Below are 15,409 nucleotides of genomic sequence, written 5' to 3' on the forward strand. Positions count from 1 at the left end.
CCCGGCGCCTTGACGGCGGCGATCTTCAGGCCGCCACGCAGCTTGTTGACGACCAGCGTGGCCAGAGCCTCGCCTTCGACGTCTTCCGAGATGATGAGCAGCGGCTTCGAGGTCTGCACGACGGCTTCGAGAACCGGCAGCATGGCCTGAAGGTTGGAGAGCTTCTTCTCGTGCAGGAGGATGTAGACGTCCTCGAGCTCGGCAACCATCTTGTCGGCGTTGGTGACGAAGTAGGGGCTGAGGTAGCCGCGGTCGAACTGCATGCCTTCGACGACTTCGAGTTCGGTCTCGGCGGTCTTGGCTTCCTCGACCGTGATGACGCCCTCGTTGCCGACCTTCTGCATCGCTTCCGCGATCATCTTGCCGACCGACTCGTCGCCATTGGCCGAGATCGTGCCAACCTGAGCAACTTCCTCGGAGGTCTTGATCTTCTTGGCAGCCTTGCCGAGCGCCGCGACGACTTCGGTCACGGCCAGATCGATGCCGCGCTTCAGGTCCATCGGGTTCATGCCGGCGGCAACCGACTTGTGGCCTTCCTGGACGATCGACTGCGCCAGAACGGTCGCGGTCGTGGTGCCGTCGCCGGCAATGTCGTTGGTCTTCGAAGCAACTTCGCGGACCATCTGCGCGCCCATGTTTTCGAACTTGTCCTCGAGCTCGATTTCCTTTGCGACGGTGACGCCGTCCTTGGTGATGCGCGGGGCGCCGAACGACTTGTCGATGACGACGTTGCGGCCCTTGGGGCCGAGCGTGACCTTCACCGCGTCGGCGAGGATGTTGACGCCGCGCAGCATGCGCTCGCGGGCATCACGGGAGAATTTTACGTCTTTGGCAGCCATTTTTAACTCCTGGCAAGGGCTTGGATTGAGCCCTGGAATTCAGTTGACGGAAAGTGCTGATATCAGCCGATGATGCCCATGATGTCGGATTCCTTCATGATCAGAAGGTCTTCGCCATTGAGCTTGACTTCGGTGCCCGACCACTTGCCGAACAGGATGCGGTCGCCGGCCTTGACATCCAGCGGGACGAGCTTGCCGGCTTCGTCACGAGCGCCGGAGCCGACAGCGATGATCTCGCCTTCCTGCGGCTTTTCCTTTGCCGTATCGGGGATGATGATCCCGCCGGCGGTCTTGGATTCGGATTCGACCCGGCGAACGACCACGCGGTCATGAAGCGGGCGGAACTTCGACTTTGCCATTTTTTCTTCCTCGATGAGAACGGTGAGAACAGTTCCTCCATCCGGCGGCGCCGGACATACGGTTAGCACTCACCAATGGCGAGTGCTAACGTGGCGCTGAGATAGGCCGCCGGCCTGCCAGAGTCAAGGCGCTCGGAACTGCCCATGCGCGTGAAATTTTGTTTTCCGCAACCGCTCGTTTCCGGAATGTGCCGGTTGCCGTGGGCCAACGTGGAATTTGCCTATCGCGTCCGTGGGGACCGTCGCGCGGTCTCTTAGTCAACGCCCTAAGCGGGACCCAATTTCTTGTGTCTCAAGGTCAAACAGCAAACCATTCGCGCCAATACCGACGAGGACGATGCTCGGGTTTGCGGTCCTGCCTATGAACCGTCGGCGATTATGATTACGGCGAGTTGGGAGGCGCGCCCGTCGTCCTACTTGGCGAGACGAGCATGAAGCGCAGCTTTATCAATCTTGTCCTCCAAGCTCGAAATCAATGTGTATGAATCTGCATTTATCGTGTTTATCAAGGGGATCGATTTGTCGCGATAGAGAGCGTTGGCTTCGTCGATCTTGCCGTCCTCAAGCAGGTCATGCACGTCAATTGCCACGGCGCATAAAGTCTCGGCATTTTGGTAGATATCTGAAAACCGTTTCAGTTCGTCCTCAGACAGGCTTTTGTTTCGCTTTACTGCCGTCATTGCATGGACAATGTCTAGCTTTCGGTTCCCCACCATTTCATGTAGTTTAAGGTTTTCTATCCGCTTCGTCCCCAACGATGCTGCGGTGGCTGGGTCATAGCGCGACCAGCCGCCATAGGCTGCGAGCAGCGCAAGAGTCTCCAGATACATGACCCCCTCGCCGGCCCTTTCCAGTTTGTATGTTTCACTGATCACTTTCTGCTGCTGAGCAATGACCTGGATCGTGTCGTCGGACGTCGTGGTTTGTGAACTGACTGGGCGGGCAAATGTGAGAGCCAGCAGTAGGAGTGCGAGCGTTCGTGCAGTCCGCAGAGCGAATTGAGAGTATAAGCGCATTTGCCACCTCCCAACGTTCAAACCATCATCCGTCAGCATAATGCAATGACGGGTCATGAATAATAACCCTCCGATGTGGAGGAAAAGACAATATCAGATTTTCTGCTTGTTGTACGGCCCGCGAGCGGCCTGACCCACTACCATCACGTCACCAACCTTGCTGCCGCAGATTTGGACTAGATGCTCATTCCGCCCGACACCTCGATGCGCTGGGCGTTGAGTCCCGCCGCGTTCGACTAGAGAAAGAGCCGCAGTTGGGTGTGGATGATCGACCGGTAATCCTCGATGGTCTGGCGACTTTCCGCTTTGCCCTCGGCAAGCGCCAGGCGCACCACACCACCGGCTAGCTGGAAGATCAGCAGAACGATGCGTTCGAACTGCTCCCGCTTCTGGGGTTCGAGCAGGCCGATCACATGGTCGCAGAACATCTTGGCTTGATGCCGGGTTTCGGCGATGTCGAGATTCTTGAGCGCCTTGTCGGCCTGGATGGCGTTCTGCAGATCCTGGATGGCCGGATCGCCTGCGACACGGCTGTGATAGTCGTCAAGCAGCCGGTCGGCGGCCACGATCACGTCCTTGGCTTCGCGGATGTCGCCGATGATCGCTGTCAGCCGCGTGCGGCTGACCTCGGAAAACCGCTCGTAGAGCATCGCCAGGATCGCCGACTTGTTGGGGAAGTAATGATAGACGGTGGCGATCGGTCCGCCCGCCAGCATGCCGACTTCCTTCATGGTGACGGCGTCGATGCCCTTTTCGCCGATCAGCCGCATGGTCGTCGACAGGATCGCGTCGATGCGCTCTCGGCTACGCTCCTGCTTGGGTTTGCGCCTGGGCTCGGTGGCTGTTCGCGTCGCTTCCATCACGCACTGGTCTTTCGCACGAGTTTCCAAATTCTGATTGACAAAAAATATGATCAAGTATCAGTTTCTGAAATGCTGACAGATTGTCAGTTTTTTTGCCGCACGGCAAGGACGTTGGGAGGCGCCTTTGACTTCGACAGATACCGGGCACACGGGAAGCGGCGACTGGCTGGTCGGCAATCCGACCGGCAGGCAGCTTGCCTCGGCCTTGTGGATCGGTTCGGTCGGCCTGCTCATCCTCGGACTGCAACCGGTGCTGCTCGGCGCCCTTTTCACCGAGGGCCATGTCAGCGGCGATGAGCTGGCGCTGGTCGCCACCGCCGAGATGATCGCCATTGCCATCGGCTCAGCAATCGTGGCGATGCTGCTTTCGGCCCACAACATGCGCTGGAAAAGTGCGGCCCTTCTGCTCCTGCTGGCGATGGCGAATGTTTGGACGGCCTATGCCGCCGGCGCCAACATGCTGATTGCGGCTCGCGCCCTGGCAGGCCTGGCCGAAGGCGGCCTTGTGGCGGTCGCCACCGAACTCATTGCCCGCTCGCGGCGGGCCGAGCGCATCGGCGGTTATTTCGTCACCATGCAGACGCTGGCGCAATGCGCGCTTGCCCTGCTGTTGGCGCTCTATGTCATCCCGGCAGCCGGGTCGGCGGGCGGCTTCATCGTTCTCGCCGTCGTCTGCGTTGCCTCGGTGGCGATCGCCTTCACCGTTCCCAGTGACTATGCCGATCTGCCCAAGGAAGAGAACCTGGCCAATGTGCTGACGGTCCCTTCGATGACTGCGCTGCTGTCGGTCTTCTGCTACTTCATGTTCTTCGGCGCGGTGTGGGCCTTTCTGGAGCCGCTTGGCGCACAATACGGCATCGATGGCCGCACCGTCGGCCTGATCGTCTCGGCCAGCCTCGCGGTTCAGGTCCTGGGTGCGATGACAGCGACCGTGTTCGAGGCGCGCATCGATTACCGCCTTGCCATCGCCGCGATCGGCGCCGTCGCGTTTGTCAGTTCCCTGGTCCTCGCCAGCGGACCTGACCTCATCACATTCTGGGTTGCCGCCTTGGTCATGGGCTTCATCCTCTTGTTTATCGTGCCCTACCAGATACGGCTGGCGATTACCGCCGATGAGACGCGCACCGCCGTGCTGCTGGTGCCGGCGGCGCAGCTTTTTGGCCTGGCGATCGGGCCGGTCGCGGCGTCGCTGCTCATCGACGGCAAGGATTTTCGCCCCGTGCCGGAATTCGCCGCCACCAGCGCCATTGCCAGCGCGGCGCTGCTTGGCCTGTTCATCCTTGTGTCCCGGCGTCGCCGCGCCGTTGCCTGAGGAGGCAACATGTCGAACACTTGGAGCAACTGGTCCGGCTACATCAGCGCTGAACCGCAGCTGATTGCCACCCCAACTGACGCCGGCGAACTCGGTGATCTCGTTCGCACCGCACCCGGTCCGGTCCGCGTCGTCGGAGCCGGCCATTCCTTTACGCCGCTGGTGAAATCCGAGGGCACGATCCTGTCCTTGGAGAGACTGGAAGGGCTGGTCTCGCACGACGTCGAAAAACATCAGGCAAGCGTGCGGGCAGGGACCCGGCTCGGCCCGCTCATGCACATCCTGCAAGGCATCGGCCAGGGCCTGCCAAATATGGGCGACATCGACCGCCAGGCGATCGGTGGCGCGCTCGGCACCGCCACGCATGGCTCTGGACCGACGCTCGGTGCCTACCACACGCAGCTTGAAACGGTGCAGATCGTCGACGGGCTTGGCAAACTCCGCGACTTCAAGCGGGCAGGGGATCAGGAGATGATCCATGCGGTCGGCGTCGCACTTGGCGCCTTCGGCGTGATGACCGAGGTGACGCTGAACAACATCGCGACCTATCGGCTGCGCCGCCGCAAATGGGTGCTGCCGATCGCCGACATGCTGCGCGATTTCGAAACGATGATGGCCGCGCACCGTTCGGCCGAATTCTACTACATTCCGTTTTCCGGCTATGCGCAGTTCATCGCCAGCGACTTCAGCACCGCGGCGACCACCACGCGCCCGACCGAGGATGACGAGGGCGGGTTGAGGACGCTGCGCCGGCTGCGCACCGGGCTCGCCTGGCTGCCGTCGCTCCGCCGCCGGCTGATCCGCGGCGCCGTCGCAAAAGTGCCCGCCGAGGACTATGTGCAGGACTGGCTCAACGTCTATGCCAGCGACCGGCAGACCAAGTTCAACGAGATGGAATATCATCTGCCGTTCGAGGAGGGGCCGAAGGCGCTGGCCGAGATCATCGAACTGACGGAACAGCGCTTTCCCGAGGTCTATTTCCCGATGGAGGTGCGCTCCGTCGCACCGGACCAGTTCTGGCTTTCGCCATTCCACAACAGGCTGACTTGCTCGATCGCCATCCACCATGACGCGGCAAGCGATCCGTTGCCGTTCATGCGAGCGGCCGAGCCGATCTTCCGCAAATATGGCGGTAGGCCGCATTGGGGCAAGATGCACAGCCTGAAGGCGGCGGACCTGAAAAAGCTCTATCCGCGCTGGGACGAGGCGATGGCGGTGCGCCGCGACATTGATCCGGAAAACCGCTTCGTCTCGCCATACATGGCCGGCCTGTTCGGCATCGAGCGATGAGCGCCTATTTCGCCACTCTTTCGGATGCATTGAGCCAAGCCGGCGTCTTCCAGCCCTGCCTGCTGCTTGATCGCGATCGGCTGGACCGCAACATTGCCCTGGTGAAAGAGAGGCTTGACGCCGGCCTTGCCGTGCGGCTGGTCGACAAGTCGCTCGCTTGCCTGCCGCTGCTGTCGCACATCGGCAAGGCTCTAGGCACCAATCGCTTCATGACTTTCCATCCGCCAATCACGCAAGCCGTGCTGAAAGCATATCCCGCCGCCGACATACTGTACGGCAAGCCGATGCCGGTCCACGCGGCAAGGGCGGCACTGGTGAAAGGGGACACCGACTGGTCGCGCGTCTGCTGGCTGATCGATACGCAGGAGCGGTTGGCGGAATATGGCGCGCTCGCGGACGAACTCGGCGCCGAGCTTCGCATCGCCTTCGAGATCGATGTCGGGCTGCATCGCGGCGGGTTTGCCAGCCCGGCGGCCTTGTCAAAGGCATTGGGTATCTTGCCGAGCCACAAATGGCTGCGTTGCGAAGGCGTCATGGCCTACGAAGCGCATGCGCCGCTCATCCCCGGCCTGTTCGGCGGGCCGGCCAAGGCGTTGGCGAAAGCTTCGGAACGGGCCACCGCCTTCGTCGCGTGCCTCGGCGCCGACCAGCGCCGTATCCTGAACATCGGCGGCAGCAAGACCGCGCTGCTACACCATCGCAGCGCCGCCAACGAGGTGTCGATGGGCTCGGCCTTTGTGCTGCCGAGCGATTTCGATACGCCCGGCCTCGAAGGCTTCCAGCCGGCGGCCTTCGTCGCGACGCCGATCCTGAAAGCGGTAGAGCCGAAGCTGCCCGGCCCGCCGGCCGTCACCCGCCTGCTGCAGGCGCTCGGCCGCTTTCCACGCAAGGGCTGCTATCTCTATGGCGGCAAGTGGATGGCCGAGCCGGTCTTCCCCGAAGGGATGAAGACGAACGGCCTGCTCGGCCTCTCCTCGAACCAGCAATTCATGGGCCTGCCGGCTGATGCGACCGCGAAGCCCGGCGACTACGCGTTCCTGCGCCCGACGCAGAGCGAGGCCGTGCTGCAACAGTTCGGATCGATCGCGGTGTTCTCTGGTGGCAGGATCGCCGAGCGATGGCCCGCTCTGCCGATGGGATGAACGACTACGCCTTGACCGGTATCCAGATCTCCAGCCCGCCATTGCCGCTGCGCGGATCGAATTCGGGGCTGTAGCGCTCGAATTCGGGAGCATCCGCGATCTCGTGGCCGGAGGTCGGCAGCCACTTGTTCCAGATCGTGTTGACGGTCCGGCGGATGGTCGAGATGTGCTCGCGATGGGCAAAGACGGCATATTTCTGCGCCGGTACGCGTACCCGGCTGAGCTCCTTCGGCAGGTCGGAAAAATCCGACACTTCGACGCCGGCGATGTAGTCGAAATTGCCGGCATCGTCGCCGTTGACGCAGACGCCATAGGCGACGTTGCCGGTCTCGCCCGGAATGTTGCCGATATAGGGACCGAAGCGCTGCCACTGCATGGGAATGGCGGCGCTAGATTCGCAGCTGTAGCGTTTGCCGAGGCCGGCGATCAAGAACGGCCGGCTGGTTTCGAAGCGCGGCGGTTCGAGGTTGGCAAGGAAGGACTGGTCCATCAGGATCGGCTCCACGAGATCGAGGTTGTCGAGCGTGCCTTGCGCGCGCACCAGTTCCGGCGTGGTGCCGAACTGGTCACGGAAGGCGCGGGTGAACGCCTCATGCGAGTTGTAGCCGGCGTCGAGCGCGAGCGAGAGGATGTCGGGCGCCCCGCCGGCCAGCTTGCGCGCCGCTTCGGTCAGCCGGCGTGCGCGCATGTAGCCCATCACCGAGCGGCCGGTGGCGGCCCCGAAAGCCCGCGTCACATGAAAGCGCGACACGCCACTGCTTTGGGCGATATCGTCGAGCGAGACCGCTTCGGGCAGATGGCTCTCGACGAACCACAGCGCTTTTTCCGTCGGATTCATCGAGTTCCTTCCCGCGTTGGCCAAACCATCTTGCTGTCTCTCCAAGCGGCCAGTTTGATTGAAATTGCGCACTGGGCAATAATGCACCAAATCCCGTGCCGCGTTGATGTGGGTTCGACGCGGCGTGATGCGCAGTGTCCGGGGAGGGGTCCCAATGACGACGGCGACTGCCGATCAGCTTTTCCGGTTTGGAGGATTCACGCTCGACCTCGCCAAGGGAACGTTGCGTGGCGTCAACGAGCCGCTGTTCCTGCGCCCGAAGGCCTACGCGCTGCTTTCGCACCTTGCCCGCAACATGGGCCGGGTCGTTCCGAAATCGGAACTGATGGATGTCGTATGGCCGGGTGTCTACGTCACCGAGGATTCGCTGACCCAGTCGATCCGCGAAATCCGCAAGGTGCTCGGCGATGACATGGTGCGCACAGTATCCAAGCGCGGCTATATGCTCGCCGCCGAAGCCGAGACTGCGCCGGAGATCGGGGCGCAACCGGTCGTGGCCGTGATACGCTTTCGCAACGACAGCGGTGATCCGGCCGACGAGGCGGTGGTCGACGGCTTTGCCGAGGATATCATCAACGGCCTGGCGCGCTTTGGGACGGTCACGGTGCTCGCCCGCAATTCGAGTTTTTCGTTCGCCTCTTTCGGACGCGACGAGTGGTCTCAAATCCGCGCCCGCATCGGCGCAGACTATCTTGTCGAAGGATCGCTGCGCCGGCAAGGCGAGCAAGTCATAACGGCCGTGAACCTGATCGACATCGCGACCGCAAGCCAACTCTGGGGCGACCGCTACCAGTCGCAGGGCACAGGCCTGTTTGCGATCGAGCATGAGGTTGTCGAGCAGATCGTCGGCAGGCTGGTCACGCGGGTCACCAATGCAGGGCTGCAACAGGCATCGCGCAAGCCGGTCACCAGCTTGGCGGCTTATGAACTGGCGTTGCGTGGCTTTGCGCTGTTGCGCGATCCAGCCCAGACCGACCAGAAAGGTGCGGAGGCAATGTTCGAGGCGGCAATCGCCAAGGATCCGAACTATGGACTGGCCTACACCTATCTCGCTCTGACCAAGGCGCTGGATGGAGAATTCGGGCGCGCCAGTGACGCAGTGCTGGAAAATGCGCGCGATCTCGCCGACAAGGGCCTGGCATTGTCGCCGGACCAGCCGACCGGCCATCGTGTGCAGTCATTGATCAGGCTGTATATGCGCGACCATGAAGCGGCCGAGCATCACATGCGTATCGCGCTGCAGCTCAATCCCTACGATGCCGACTGCATCGAGCAGATGGGCATGCTGCTCACCATGCGCGGCCGGCCGCTGGATGCGCTGACGTGGCTGGCGCGCGGCATCCGCATCGATCCCTTGCACCCGCACTGGTACCAGTTTGACCGGTCTCTGGCGCTCTACATGATGGGGGAATACCGACAGGCGGCGGAAGCGCTGGAGCTAGCCACGCGTCCGGCACCCTGGATACGCACCAGGCTGGCAGCTTGCTATGCCCAGATAGGCGACATGGAACGGGCGCGGCGGCAGATCGCCCTCATCGAGCAGGGCGATCCGTTTTCGCCGATCGACTATGCTCTGCGCGGCGTGCCATTCGAGAACAAGGTCGACGCCGAGCATCTCGCAGAAGGCGTCAGGCTCGCCCTCGGCGAGACCACGTCCGAGGTCGGTCAATCGACGACCACCACGATATAGCGGCCCTGATAGGCACGCTAGTATGTGCCACCGCAACGCCAGACATCGAAGCCGTTGACCTTGGTGCGCACGCAGCCTGTCGGCAGTGTGGCGACCCAAGCCGTGGTGTGTTTCAGCACGCGCCATGCTGTGGTCCGCCGCGCAACGCCTGCGGCACTGCGGGGCGTCCAGGGCTGACCGATACGCGCTTCGGCCTGGCTGACGAGCGACAGCGCCGGCACGGTGCTGCCTATGATCTCTACGGCGAGGCCAATTGCCACAGCCGTGGCGATCAGGCGGATTTTCTTCCCGGATTTGATAGGCATTTTCTCTCTCCTGATTTGGTCATGATGAAACGTCTTTTCAGTACGCGCGAATGCGCACGCCGTTGGGTTGGCGCATTCAAGCCAGGCTGTGCATGGTGCCCGAGATGCGATAGGGCGCGCGCTCGGCGACCCGAGGCCTGATGGCGAGGCCTGCGATGTACCGCTGGAAGGAGGCTGCCTCCTGGACCGGCGAGGCCAGCGCGACATGGCCGTCCGGCCTCACCAGGTAGGCGCCGTCGCGCTGCAGACCAGCGGCCTTGGCCATGTCCGACCAGGCGAAGGCATGGATTGGGATGCCGGCGGGCGCAAGCATCGCCCGGAACTCGGCATTGAGTTCGCCATAGACATGCACCTGCCAATCCAGCGATCGCAGCGGCTCGAAATTGTCGTCCCTGGCGCCGGCGACATATGGCAGGCGGTCGCCACCCTCGATCCTACCGGCCTTGCCGCTGCTGATCGGACTTTCGCGGTAGCGGATGCGGGTCTGTGAAATCAGCCCGAAAAACGCGCGCGATCCCGCCGTCGTCCCGAGCGCTATGCGCAGGATCTTCGGCATCAGGTAGCGGCGGAACAGCCCGACCAGCCGCGAGCGGCTGGTGGCGACCCGAAACGCCTGGTCGGTGCTGTCGATCAGCTTGCGGGCGAAGGCGATGCGCTCCGGCTCGTAGCTGTCGAGCAGGCGCTGGTCGGCGCGCCCCTGAACCACGGCGGCCAGTTTCCAGGCGAGGTTAACCGCATCGCCCATGCCGGTATTCATGCCCTGGCCGCCGGCCGGGCTGTGGATGTGGCCGGCATCGCCGGCGAGGAACACCCGGCCGATGCGGAAATTCTCGGCGACTCGATGATGCACGCGGTAGGTCGAGAACCAGTTGACCTGATGAACCTTGACGCCGGTTTCACGCTCGACATCGGCGCGGATCGTCTCGAAGGTGATCGACTCGTCGGCCTCATGCGCTTTCGGCACGATGCCGATCAGGCGCAGGGAGCCCGATTGCCGGACCGGCATGACGATGGCGAAGCCATAGGCGCTGATGACAGTGTCCATGCCATTGCGTGTGACGTCGCCGCGACCGTCGACGTCGGCGACGTAGAAGGACTGTTCGTAGGTGCCGCCGGGAAAGCCGATGTTCAGCCCGTGGCGCACGGCGCTGCGAGCGCCGTCGCAACCGGCCAGGTAGGCGGCACTGACCGTTTCCGTGCGGCCGTCCCTATTCAAGGTAACGACGACAGCATCGCCCTTGTCCTCGAAGGCGACCAGCTCCGTGTCGCGCTCGACCTCGATGCCGGCACGTTCCAGGTGCGTGATCAGCACGCGCTCGTGGATGTCCTGCGGCAACGCGAAAGCGAACGGGTAGGGGCTGATGCCGCGGCCGAAGTCGGCCAGCGGCAGCCTGGCCGCAATGCCGGCCGGCGTGTGCACGGTGAGCTGTTCGATCCGCACGCCGGCGGCGAGCACGTCTTCGACGATGCCGATCTGGCGATGGAACTCTAGCGTACGTGCCTGGACGGCCAGCGCACGCGAGGTTTCGCCCGGAGCGGACGCCTTGTCGAAGATGCGGACCGGCACGCCGAGCCGCGTCAACCAGAGCGCGAGCGTCAGCCCGGTCGGCCCGGCGCCGGCAATGAGGACCTTGGTCTTTGACATGCTCATTTTTCTTCTCCTTGAACAGTGCGGATTTTTTCGCCAGCCGCATGGTCTTGCGATTTCGGGGCCGAAAAATCCCGATTCGTTTCTGAAAATTTTCCGATGTTTGGTTGAGTTGGTCGTCTGCTTGTGCAGGCATCGCCACCGCCTCGAGCTATCGGCGCGGCAAGGACCGCGGCACGGCGGGCCGGGAATGTTGCCTTGAGTGGACAAGCCTCGGCAGAGCGTCGCTTGACAGCGCCAAGGAATACCCCGGTCAGTTTCATCGAATGCGCATCGAGCAAAATCGAAACGAAGGTGATCGGCCGATCCTGCAAGACGCCCGTCTTTCGGGGGCGACGAGAATTGGCCGGAAAAGGCTATCGAAGCGATTGCGCAAACGTTTCGATGGTCCTATGGTTTCCCAAAATCCGCCAAGAACAATGAGAGCGGACTGGAACGCATCATCAGGGAGGAGCGCTTGCCAGCACTCCGTTTGAGTCATCATGCCGACAATGGCTGAGGTCGCGCGCCGCGCCGGCGTGTCGGTTTCGACCGTTTCGCATGTTATCAACCGCACCCGCTTTGTCTCGCCGCAGAAGGCGCAGCTGATCAATGATGCGATCGCCGCCATGGGTTATCAGCCCAACGAGCTAGCACGGTCGTTGAAAGTGGCCTCGACCAACAGTGTGGGCCTGGCGATCTCGGCGATTTCAAACCCCTATTTCACCGACATTATCTGCGCGGTGGAGGCCGAATGCGCACGCCTTGGCCTCATGGTCTTCCTCTCTGACACGCAGGAGGATCCCGACCGCGAGCTTTCGGTGGTGCGCGCCTTCCACCAGCGGCGGGTCGACGGCGTCATCCTGGCGCCGTCGGGCGCGCCGCAGCGGGCCATCGACTATCTGGCGGAGAAGAAGCTGCCCTGCGTGCTCATCGACCGCTTCGCCGACGACCGCTTCGACCAGATCGGCGTCGAGAACCAGTCGTCGATGCGCGCGCTGATCGATCACGTCGCCTCCTTCGGCCACAAACGCATCGGCTACATCGCCGGCCAGCCGGACCTGGCGACGACGCGCGAACGCATCGACGCTTTTCGCGGGTCGCTGGCGGCCAATGGACTTGAGTGCCTGCCGCACTATGTCTCGCCGGAGAACGTCGACACGGCGAGCGCAACGGCATCGACCCACGCCATCCTGTCATTGCCTTCGCCGCCTACGGCATTGGTCACCGGCAACAACATGACGACGATCGGAGCGGTGCGGGCGATCCGCGAGCGAGGCCTCTCGATACCGGCGGACCTTTCGCTCGCCGGATTCGACGATTTCGAATGGGCAGACTGCTTCGAGCCGCGCCTGACGCTTGTCGCGCAACCATGTACCGAGATCGGACGACAGGCGGCTGCCTTGCTCTGCGCCCGCATCGCATCCACCGATTTGGAGCCGCAGGCGGTGCGGCTGCAGGCCACGCTGCAGGTCCGTCAATCCTGCGCGAGGCCGGCATGAGTGCGCCGCTGCTGTCGGTCACCGGCGCGGTCAAGCGCTTTGGCGGCGTCCAGGCGCTGCGTGGCGTCGACTTCGACCTCAAGCCCGGCGAGATCCACGCGCTGCTCGGTGAAAACGGCGCTGGCAAGTCGACCCTCATGAACCTGTTGTCGGGTGTCTATGCGCCGGACGAGGGCACCATCCAGATCGACGGCAAGCCAGTGCGCTTCCACAACCCGCGTGAAGCGCAGGCGGCTGGCATCGCCACCATTTTCCAGGAACTCGACCTGGTGCCAACGCTCGACGTGGCGGCCAACCTCTTCCTCGGCCGCGAACTGATGCGGCCGGGCGGCTTCCTCGACGTGCCGGCGATGCGCAGCGAGGCCCGCAAGCGGCTCGAAGCCATAGAGCTTGCCATCGATCCCGCCAGCATGGTGGCGAACCTGTCGATCGGCCAGCGCCAGGTGGTGGCGATCGTCAAGGCACTGTCCTACGCCTCGCGCGTGCTGATCATGGACGAGCCGACGGCAGCACTGACGGTGAGCGAGGTCGAAAGGCTGTTCGACATCATGCGCAAGCTCGCCGCCAGCGGCGTCGGCATCGTCTATATCTCACATCGCCTGGAAGAGGTGCCGCAGATCGCCGACCGGGTTACGGTGATGCGCGACGGTCGCGTCGCCGGCGTCACCGAGCCGCACGCGCCGCAGGCCGAACTGGTGCGCCTTCTGGTCGGGCGGCCGCTGGATGAGCTTTATCCCGAACGCGCCACGGAGGCTGGCAAGACATTGCTCAGCCTGCGTAATGCGAGCTTCAGGCTCGCCCATGAAAGCGCTGGATGGCAGCCGCCGACAGGCATCTCACTCGACGTCAAGGCAGGTGAGATCGTCGGGCTGGCCGGCATCATGGGGGCAGGGCGTACCGAACTCTTGAGCGCGCTCTACGGCACCGGCCTTGCCGGCCGCTGGGAGGGTGATGTCGCGGTCGACGGCCGCCCGGTAAAGCTCGATTCCATCAAAGCCGCACGCGACGCCGGCATCGCCTTCGTCACCGACGATCGGCGCGGCAGCGGCCTGATGCTGAGGATGGCGGTGGGCCTCAACCTGGTCATGTCGGTGATCCGGCGCATCTCACCCTTCGGGCTGATGTCGGCGCGCCGGCAGGCGGACGCGGTGAAGCAGTCCTTCGGCCAGTTCGATATCAGGCCGAAGAATCCCGACATCGCCGTAGGCGCGCTTTCGGGCGGCAATCAGCAGAAGGTGGTGCTCGCCAAGGAGATCCTCGGCAATCCCCGGCTGCTGCTGCTCGACGAACCGACGCGCGGCGTCGATGTCGGCGCCAAGGGTGAGATCTACACGCGGCTGCGGCAACTGGCTGCACAGGGCCTCGGCATCCTGGTCGCTTCCAGCGAGATGCCGGAGCTGATCGGCCTGTGCGACCGTATCGTGGTGCTGCGCCAAGGGCGCAACGTGGCGGAATTCATCGGCGGCGTCGACGAGCACACGGTGCTTGACGCGGCAAATGGCAGGGAGGCCTGATGTCTGAGCAGAAGATTTCGGCGGCAAGCGGCCCGGTGGCCGCAGCACCGGTGCATCGCGATCCGCTAGCCTTGGTGGTGCGCTTCCAGAGCCTGATCGGCCTCGTCGTCGTGGCGATCGGCGGCGTCATCTTCTCGCCGCGCCGGCATGGCGAAATCCTGTTCCTCAACCCCGACAACATCGCCAACATCGTTCGCGCCGTGTCCGAGACCGGCATCATCGCCATCGGCATGACATTCGTCATCATCACTGCCGGCATCGACCTTTCTGTCGGCGCGGTGCTCGGGCTCTCCAGCGTCGTCACCGCATCGATGATGATTTCGGGCGGCTTCGGGCTCATCCCCACCATCCTGGCGGTGCTCGTCATGGGCATCGTCTTCGGCGTCATCCAGGGCACCATCTCCAGCCGCTTCCGGCTCGAGCCGTTCATCGTGACGCTCGCCGGCCTGCAGGCGGCGCGCGGACTGGCGCTGGTCGTGTCGGGCAATCAGTACATCAACATTTCCTATGGCGACGGGCCGGGGCTGGCGCCACCGGTGTTCGCGGTGCTGGGTGAGCGGCTGTTCGACAACACCGTGCCTGTGGCGACGATCGTGTTCATCGTCTTTGCCGCGATCGCCACCATCGTGCTCAACACCACACGTTTCGGCCGCTATGTCTTTGCCGTCGGCGGCAACGATCGCGCGGCGCGTATTTCCGGCGTGCCGGTGTCGATGGTCAAGATATCGGTCTACGCCATCACCGGCTTTGCCGCCGCACTTGCCGGCATCGTGCATGCTGGCCAGTTCAATTTTGGCAGTGCCAATGACGGCATGGGCTACGAGCTTACCGCGATTGCCGCCGTGGTCATCGGCGGCACCAGCCTGTTCGGCGGCGCCGGCTCGATGGTCGGCACCGTCGCCGGCACCATTATGCTCGGCGCGCTCGCCAACATCCTTCAGCTCAACAACATCACCCCCGCCATGCAGCTGCTCGCGACCGCCGCGATCATCGTGCTGGCGGCAGTGCTTCAATCCCTCGTTCGTCGCCGCGAGGGTTTGGGTCGTTAGGAGGTTGGCGGCAGGAAGTCGAAGTCAACCAAGGTCTGGCCCCGGCCCGACGAGGAGGAGAGT

15 protein-coding genes are annotated in these 15,409 nt (G+C 63.3%); 7 read left to right on the forward strand and 8 right to left on the reverse strand.

Going from position 1 to position 15,409, the window contains the following annotated elements:
• The 4 genes from groEL to AC1DZU_RS31575 form a co-directional block, all read right to left on the reverse strand.
• Positions 1-839 (reverse strand): chaperonin GroEL (gene groEL, locus AC1DZU_RS31560; RefSeq protein ID WP_477290823.1); only part of this gene is annotated, 839 nt, incomplete at its 3' end.
• A gap of 62 nt (positions 840-901) precedes the next feature.
• On the reverse strand, positions 902-1,198 hold the full coding sequence (gene groES, locus AC1DZU_RS31565) for a co-chaperone GroES (protein WP_006203049.1): 297 nt from the start codon (positions 1,196-1,198) through the stop codon (positions 902-904).
• 413 nt (positions 1,199-1,611) lie between these two features.
• On the reverse strand, positions 1,612-2,271 hold the full coding sequence (locus AC1DZU_RS31570; RefSeq protein ID WP_477290825.1) for a hypothetical protein: 660 nt from the start codon (positions 2,269-2,271) through the stop codon (positions 1,612-1,614).
• A gap of 179 nt (positions 2,272-2,450) precedes the next feature.
• Positions 2,451-3,077, reverse strand: coding sequence for a TetR/AcrR family transcriptional regulator (locus tag AC1DZU_RS31575; protein ID WP_477290827.1), 627 nt, complete (start codon positions 3,075-3,077; stop codon positions 2,451-2,453).
• A 124-nt stretch (positions 3,078-3,201) separates the two neighbouring features.
• Between AC1DZU_RS31575 and AC1DZU_RS31580 the strand changes: the two genes are divergently transcribed.
• The 3 genes from AC1DZU_RS31580 to AC1DZU_RS31590 are packed head-to-tail and all read left to right on the forward strand — an operon-like array spanning position 3,202 to position 6,821.
• Positions 3,202-4,389 carry an MFS transporter gene (locus AC1DZU_RS31580; RefSeq protein ID WP_477290829.1) on the forward strand — a complete coding sequence of 396 codons (1,188 nt, stop codon included), beginning with the start codon at positions 3,202-3,204 and terminating at the stop codon, positions 4,387-4,389.
• Positions 4,390-4,398: 9 nt separating this feature from the next.
• Entirely contained in the window at positions 4,399-5,679 is a 1,281-nt protein-coding gene (locus AC1DZU_RS31585; protein WP_477290831.1) for a D-arabinono-1,4-lactone oxidase, read from the forward strand.
• Positions 5,676-6,821: an alanine racemase gene (locus AC1DZU_RS31590; protein WP_477290833.1), complete on the forward strand. Its 1,146-nt coding sequence runs from the start codon at positions 5,676-5,678 to the stop codon at positions 6,819-6,821. Before AC1DZU_RS31585 ends, AC1DZU_RS31590 begins: the two co-directional genes overlap by 4 nt.
• Positions 6,822-6,825: 4 nt before the next feature.
• Here AC1DZU_RS31590 and AC1DZU_RS31595 read toward each other — a convergent pair whose 3' ends face one another.
• Positions 6,826-7,659: a GyrI-like domain-containing protein gene (locus AC1DZU_RS31595; protein WP_477290835.1), complete on the reverse strand. Its 834-nt coding sequence runs from the start codon at positions 7,657-7,659 to the stop codon at positions 6,826-6,828.
• A gap of 154 nt (positions 7,660-7,813) precedes the next feature.
• Here AC1DZU_RS31595 and AC1DZU_RS31600 point away from each other — a divergent pair, with 154 nt between their 5' ends.
• Positions 7,814-9,349, forward strand: coding sequence for a winged helix-turn-helix domain-containing tetratricopeptide repeat protein (locus tag AC1DZU_RS31600; RefSeq protein WP_477290837.1), 1,536 nt, complete (start codon positions 7,814-7,816; stop codon positions 9,347-9,349).
• Between the two features lie 17 nt (positions 9,350-9,366).
• Here AC1DZU_RS31600 and AC1DZU_RS31605 read toward each other — a convergent pair whose 3' ends face one another.
• From AC1DZU_RS31605 to AC1DZU_RS31615, 3 genes are all read right to left on the reverse strand, one after another.
• Positions 9,367-9,654 carry a hypothetical protein gene (locus AC1DZU_RS31605; protein WP_477290839.1) on the reverse strand — a complete coding sequence of 96 codons (288 nt, stop codon included), beginning with the start codon at positions 9,652-9,654 and terminating at the stop codon, positions 9,367-9,369.
• Between the two features lie 76 nt (positions 9,655-9,730).
• Positions 9,731-11,305, reverse strand: coding sequence for an FAD-dependent monooxygenase (locus AC1DZU_RS31610; protein WP_477290841.1), 1,575 nt, complete (start codon positions 11,303-11,305; stop codon positions 9,731-9,733).
• A complete protein-coding gene (locus tag AC1DZU_RS31615; RefSeq protein WP_477290843.1) occupies positions 11,302-11,616 on the reverse strand; it encodes a hypothetical protein in 315 nt (104 codons plus the stop codon). The genes AC1DZU_RS31610 and AC1DZU_RS31615 overlap by 4 nt, the downstream gene beginning before the upstream one ends.
• Before the next feature lie 168 nt (positions 11,617-11,784).
• On the opposite strand from AC1DZU_RS31615, the gene AC1DZU_RS31620 reads away from it, so the two are divergent.
• From AC1DZU_RS31620 to AC1DZU_RS31630, 3 genes are read left to right on the forward strand one after another with little or no spacing between them, the layout of a single operon-like run.
• Positions 11,785-12,783 (forward strand): LacI family DNA-binding transcriptional regulator, encoded by a 999-nt coding sequence (locus tag AC1DZU_RS31620; RefSeq protein ID WP_477290845.1) that lies wholly within the window; start codon positions 11,785-11,787, stop codon positions 12,781-12,783.
• The gene (locus AC1DZU_RS31625; protein ID WP_477290847.1) at positions 12,780-14,297 is read left to right on the forward strand and encodes a sugar ABC transporter ATP-binding protein; all 1,518 of its coding nucleotides are present in this window, start codon (positions 12,780-12,782) and stop codon (positions 14,295-14,297) included. The genes AC1DZU_RS31620 and AC1DZU_RS31625 overlap by 4 nt, the downstream gene beginning before the upstream one ends.
• Positions 14,297-15,346 carry an ABC transporter permease gene (locus AC1DZU_RS31630; RefSeq protein WP_477290849.1) on the forward strand — a complete coding sequence of 350 codons (1,050 nt, stop codon included), beginning with the start codon at positions 14,297-14,299 and terminating at the stop codon, positions 15,344-15,346. The genes AC1DZU_RS31625 and AC1DZU_RS31630 overlap by 1 nt, the downstream gene beginning before the upstream one ends.
• Positions 15,347-15,409 lie beyond the last annotated feature (63 nt).

It is taken from the genome of Mesorhizobium sp. P2_A12 (assembly GCF_056405075.1).

Bases quoted from the DNA above. Each gene is read 5' to 3' on its own strand.
- groES (WP_006203049.1), bottom strand. From the start codon at position 1,198: ATGGCAAAGTCGAAGTTCCGCCCGCTTCATGACCGCGTGGTCGTTCGC.
- AC1DZU_RS31570 (WP_477290825.1), bottom strand. From the start codon at position 2,271: ATGACCCGTCATTGCATTATGCTGACGGATGATGGTTTGAACGTTGGG.
- AC1DZU_RS31585 (WP_477290831.1), top strand. From the start codon at position 4,399: ATGTCGAACACTTGGAGCAACTGGTCCGGCTACATCAGCGCTGAACCG.
- AC1DZU_RS31590 (WP_477290833.1), top strand. From the start codon at position 5,676: ATGAGCGCCTATTTCGCCACTCTTTCGGATGCATTGAGCCAAGCCGGC.
- AC1DZU_RS31595 (WP_477290835.1), bottom strand. From the start codon at position 7,659: ATGAATCCGACGGAAAAAGCGCTGTGGTTCGTCGAGAGCCATCTGCCC.
- AC1DZU_RS31600 (WP_477290837.1), top strand. From the start codon at position 7,814: ATGACGACGGCGACTGCCGATCAGCTTTTCCGGTTTGGAGGATTCACG.
- AC1DZU_RS31605 (WP_477290839.1), bottom strand. From the start codon at position 9,654: ATGCCTATCAAATCCGGGAAGAAAATCCGCCTGATCGCCACGGCTGTG.
- AC1DZU_RS31610 (WP_477290841.1), bottom strand. From the start codon at position 11,305: ATGAGCATGTCAAAGACCAAGGTCCTCATTGCCGGCGCCGGGCCGACC.
- AC1DZU_RS31620 (WP_477290845.1), top strand. From the start codon at position 11,785: ATGCCGACAATGGCTGAGGTCGCGCGCCGCGCCGGCGTGTCGGTTTCG.
- AC1DZU_RS31625 (WP_477290847.1), top strand. From the start codon at position 12,780: ATGAGTGCGCCGCTGCTGTCGGTCACCGGCGCGGTCAAGCGCTTTGGC.
- AC1DZU_RS31630 (WP_477290849.1), top strand. From the start codon at position 14,297: ATGTCTGAGCAGAAGATTTCGGCGGCAAGCGGCCCGGTGGCCGCAGCA.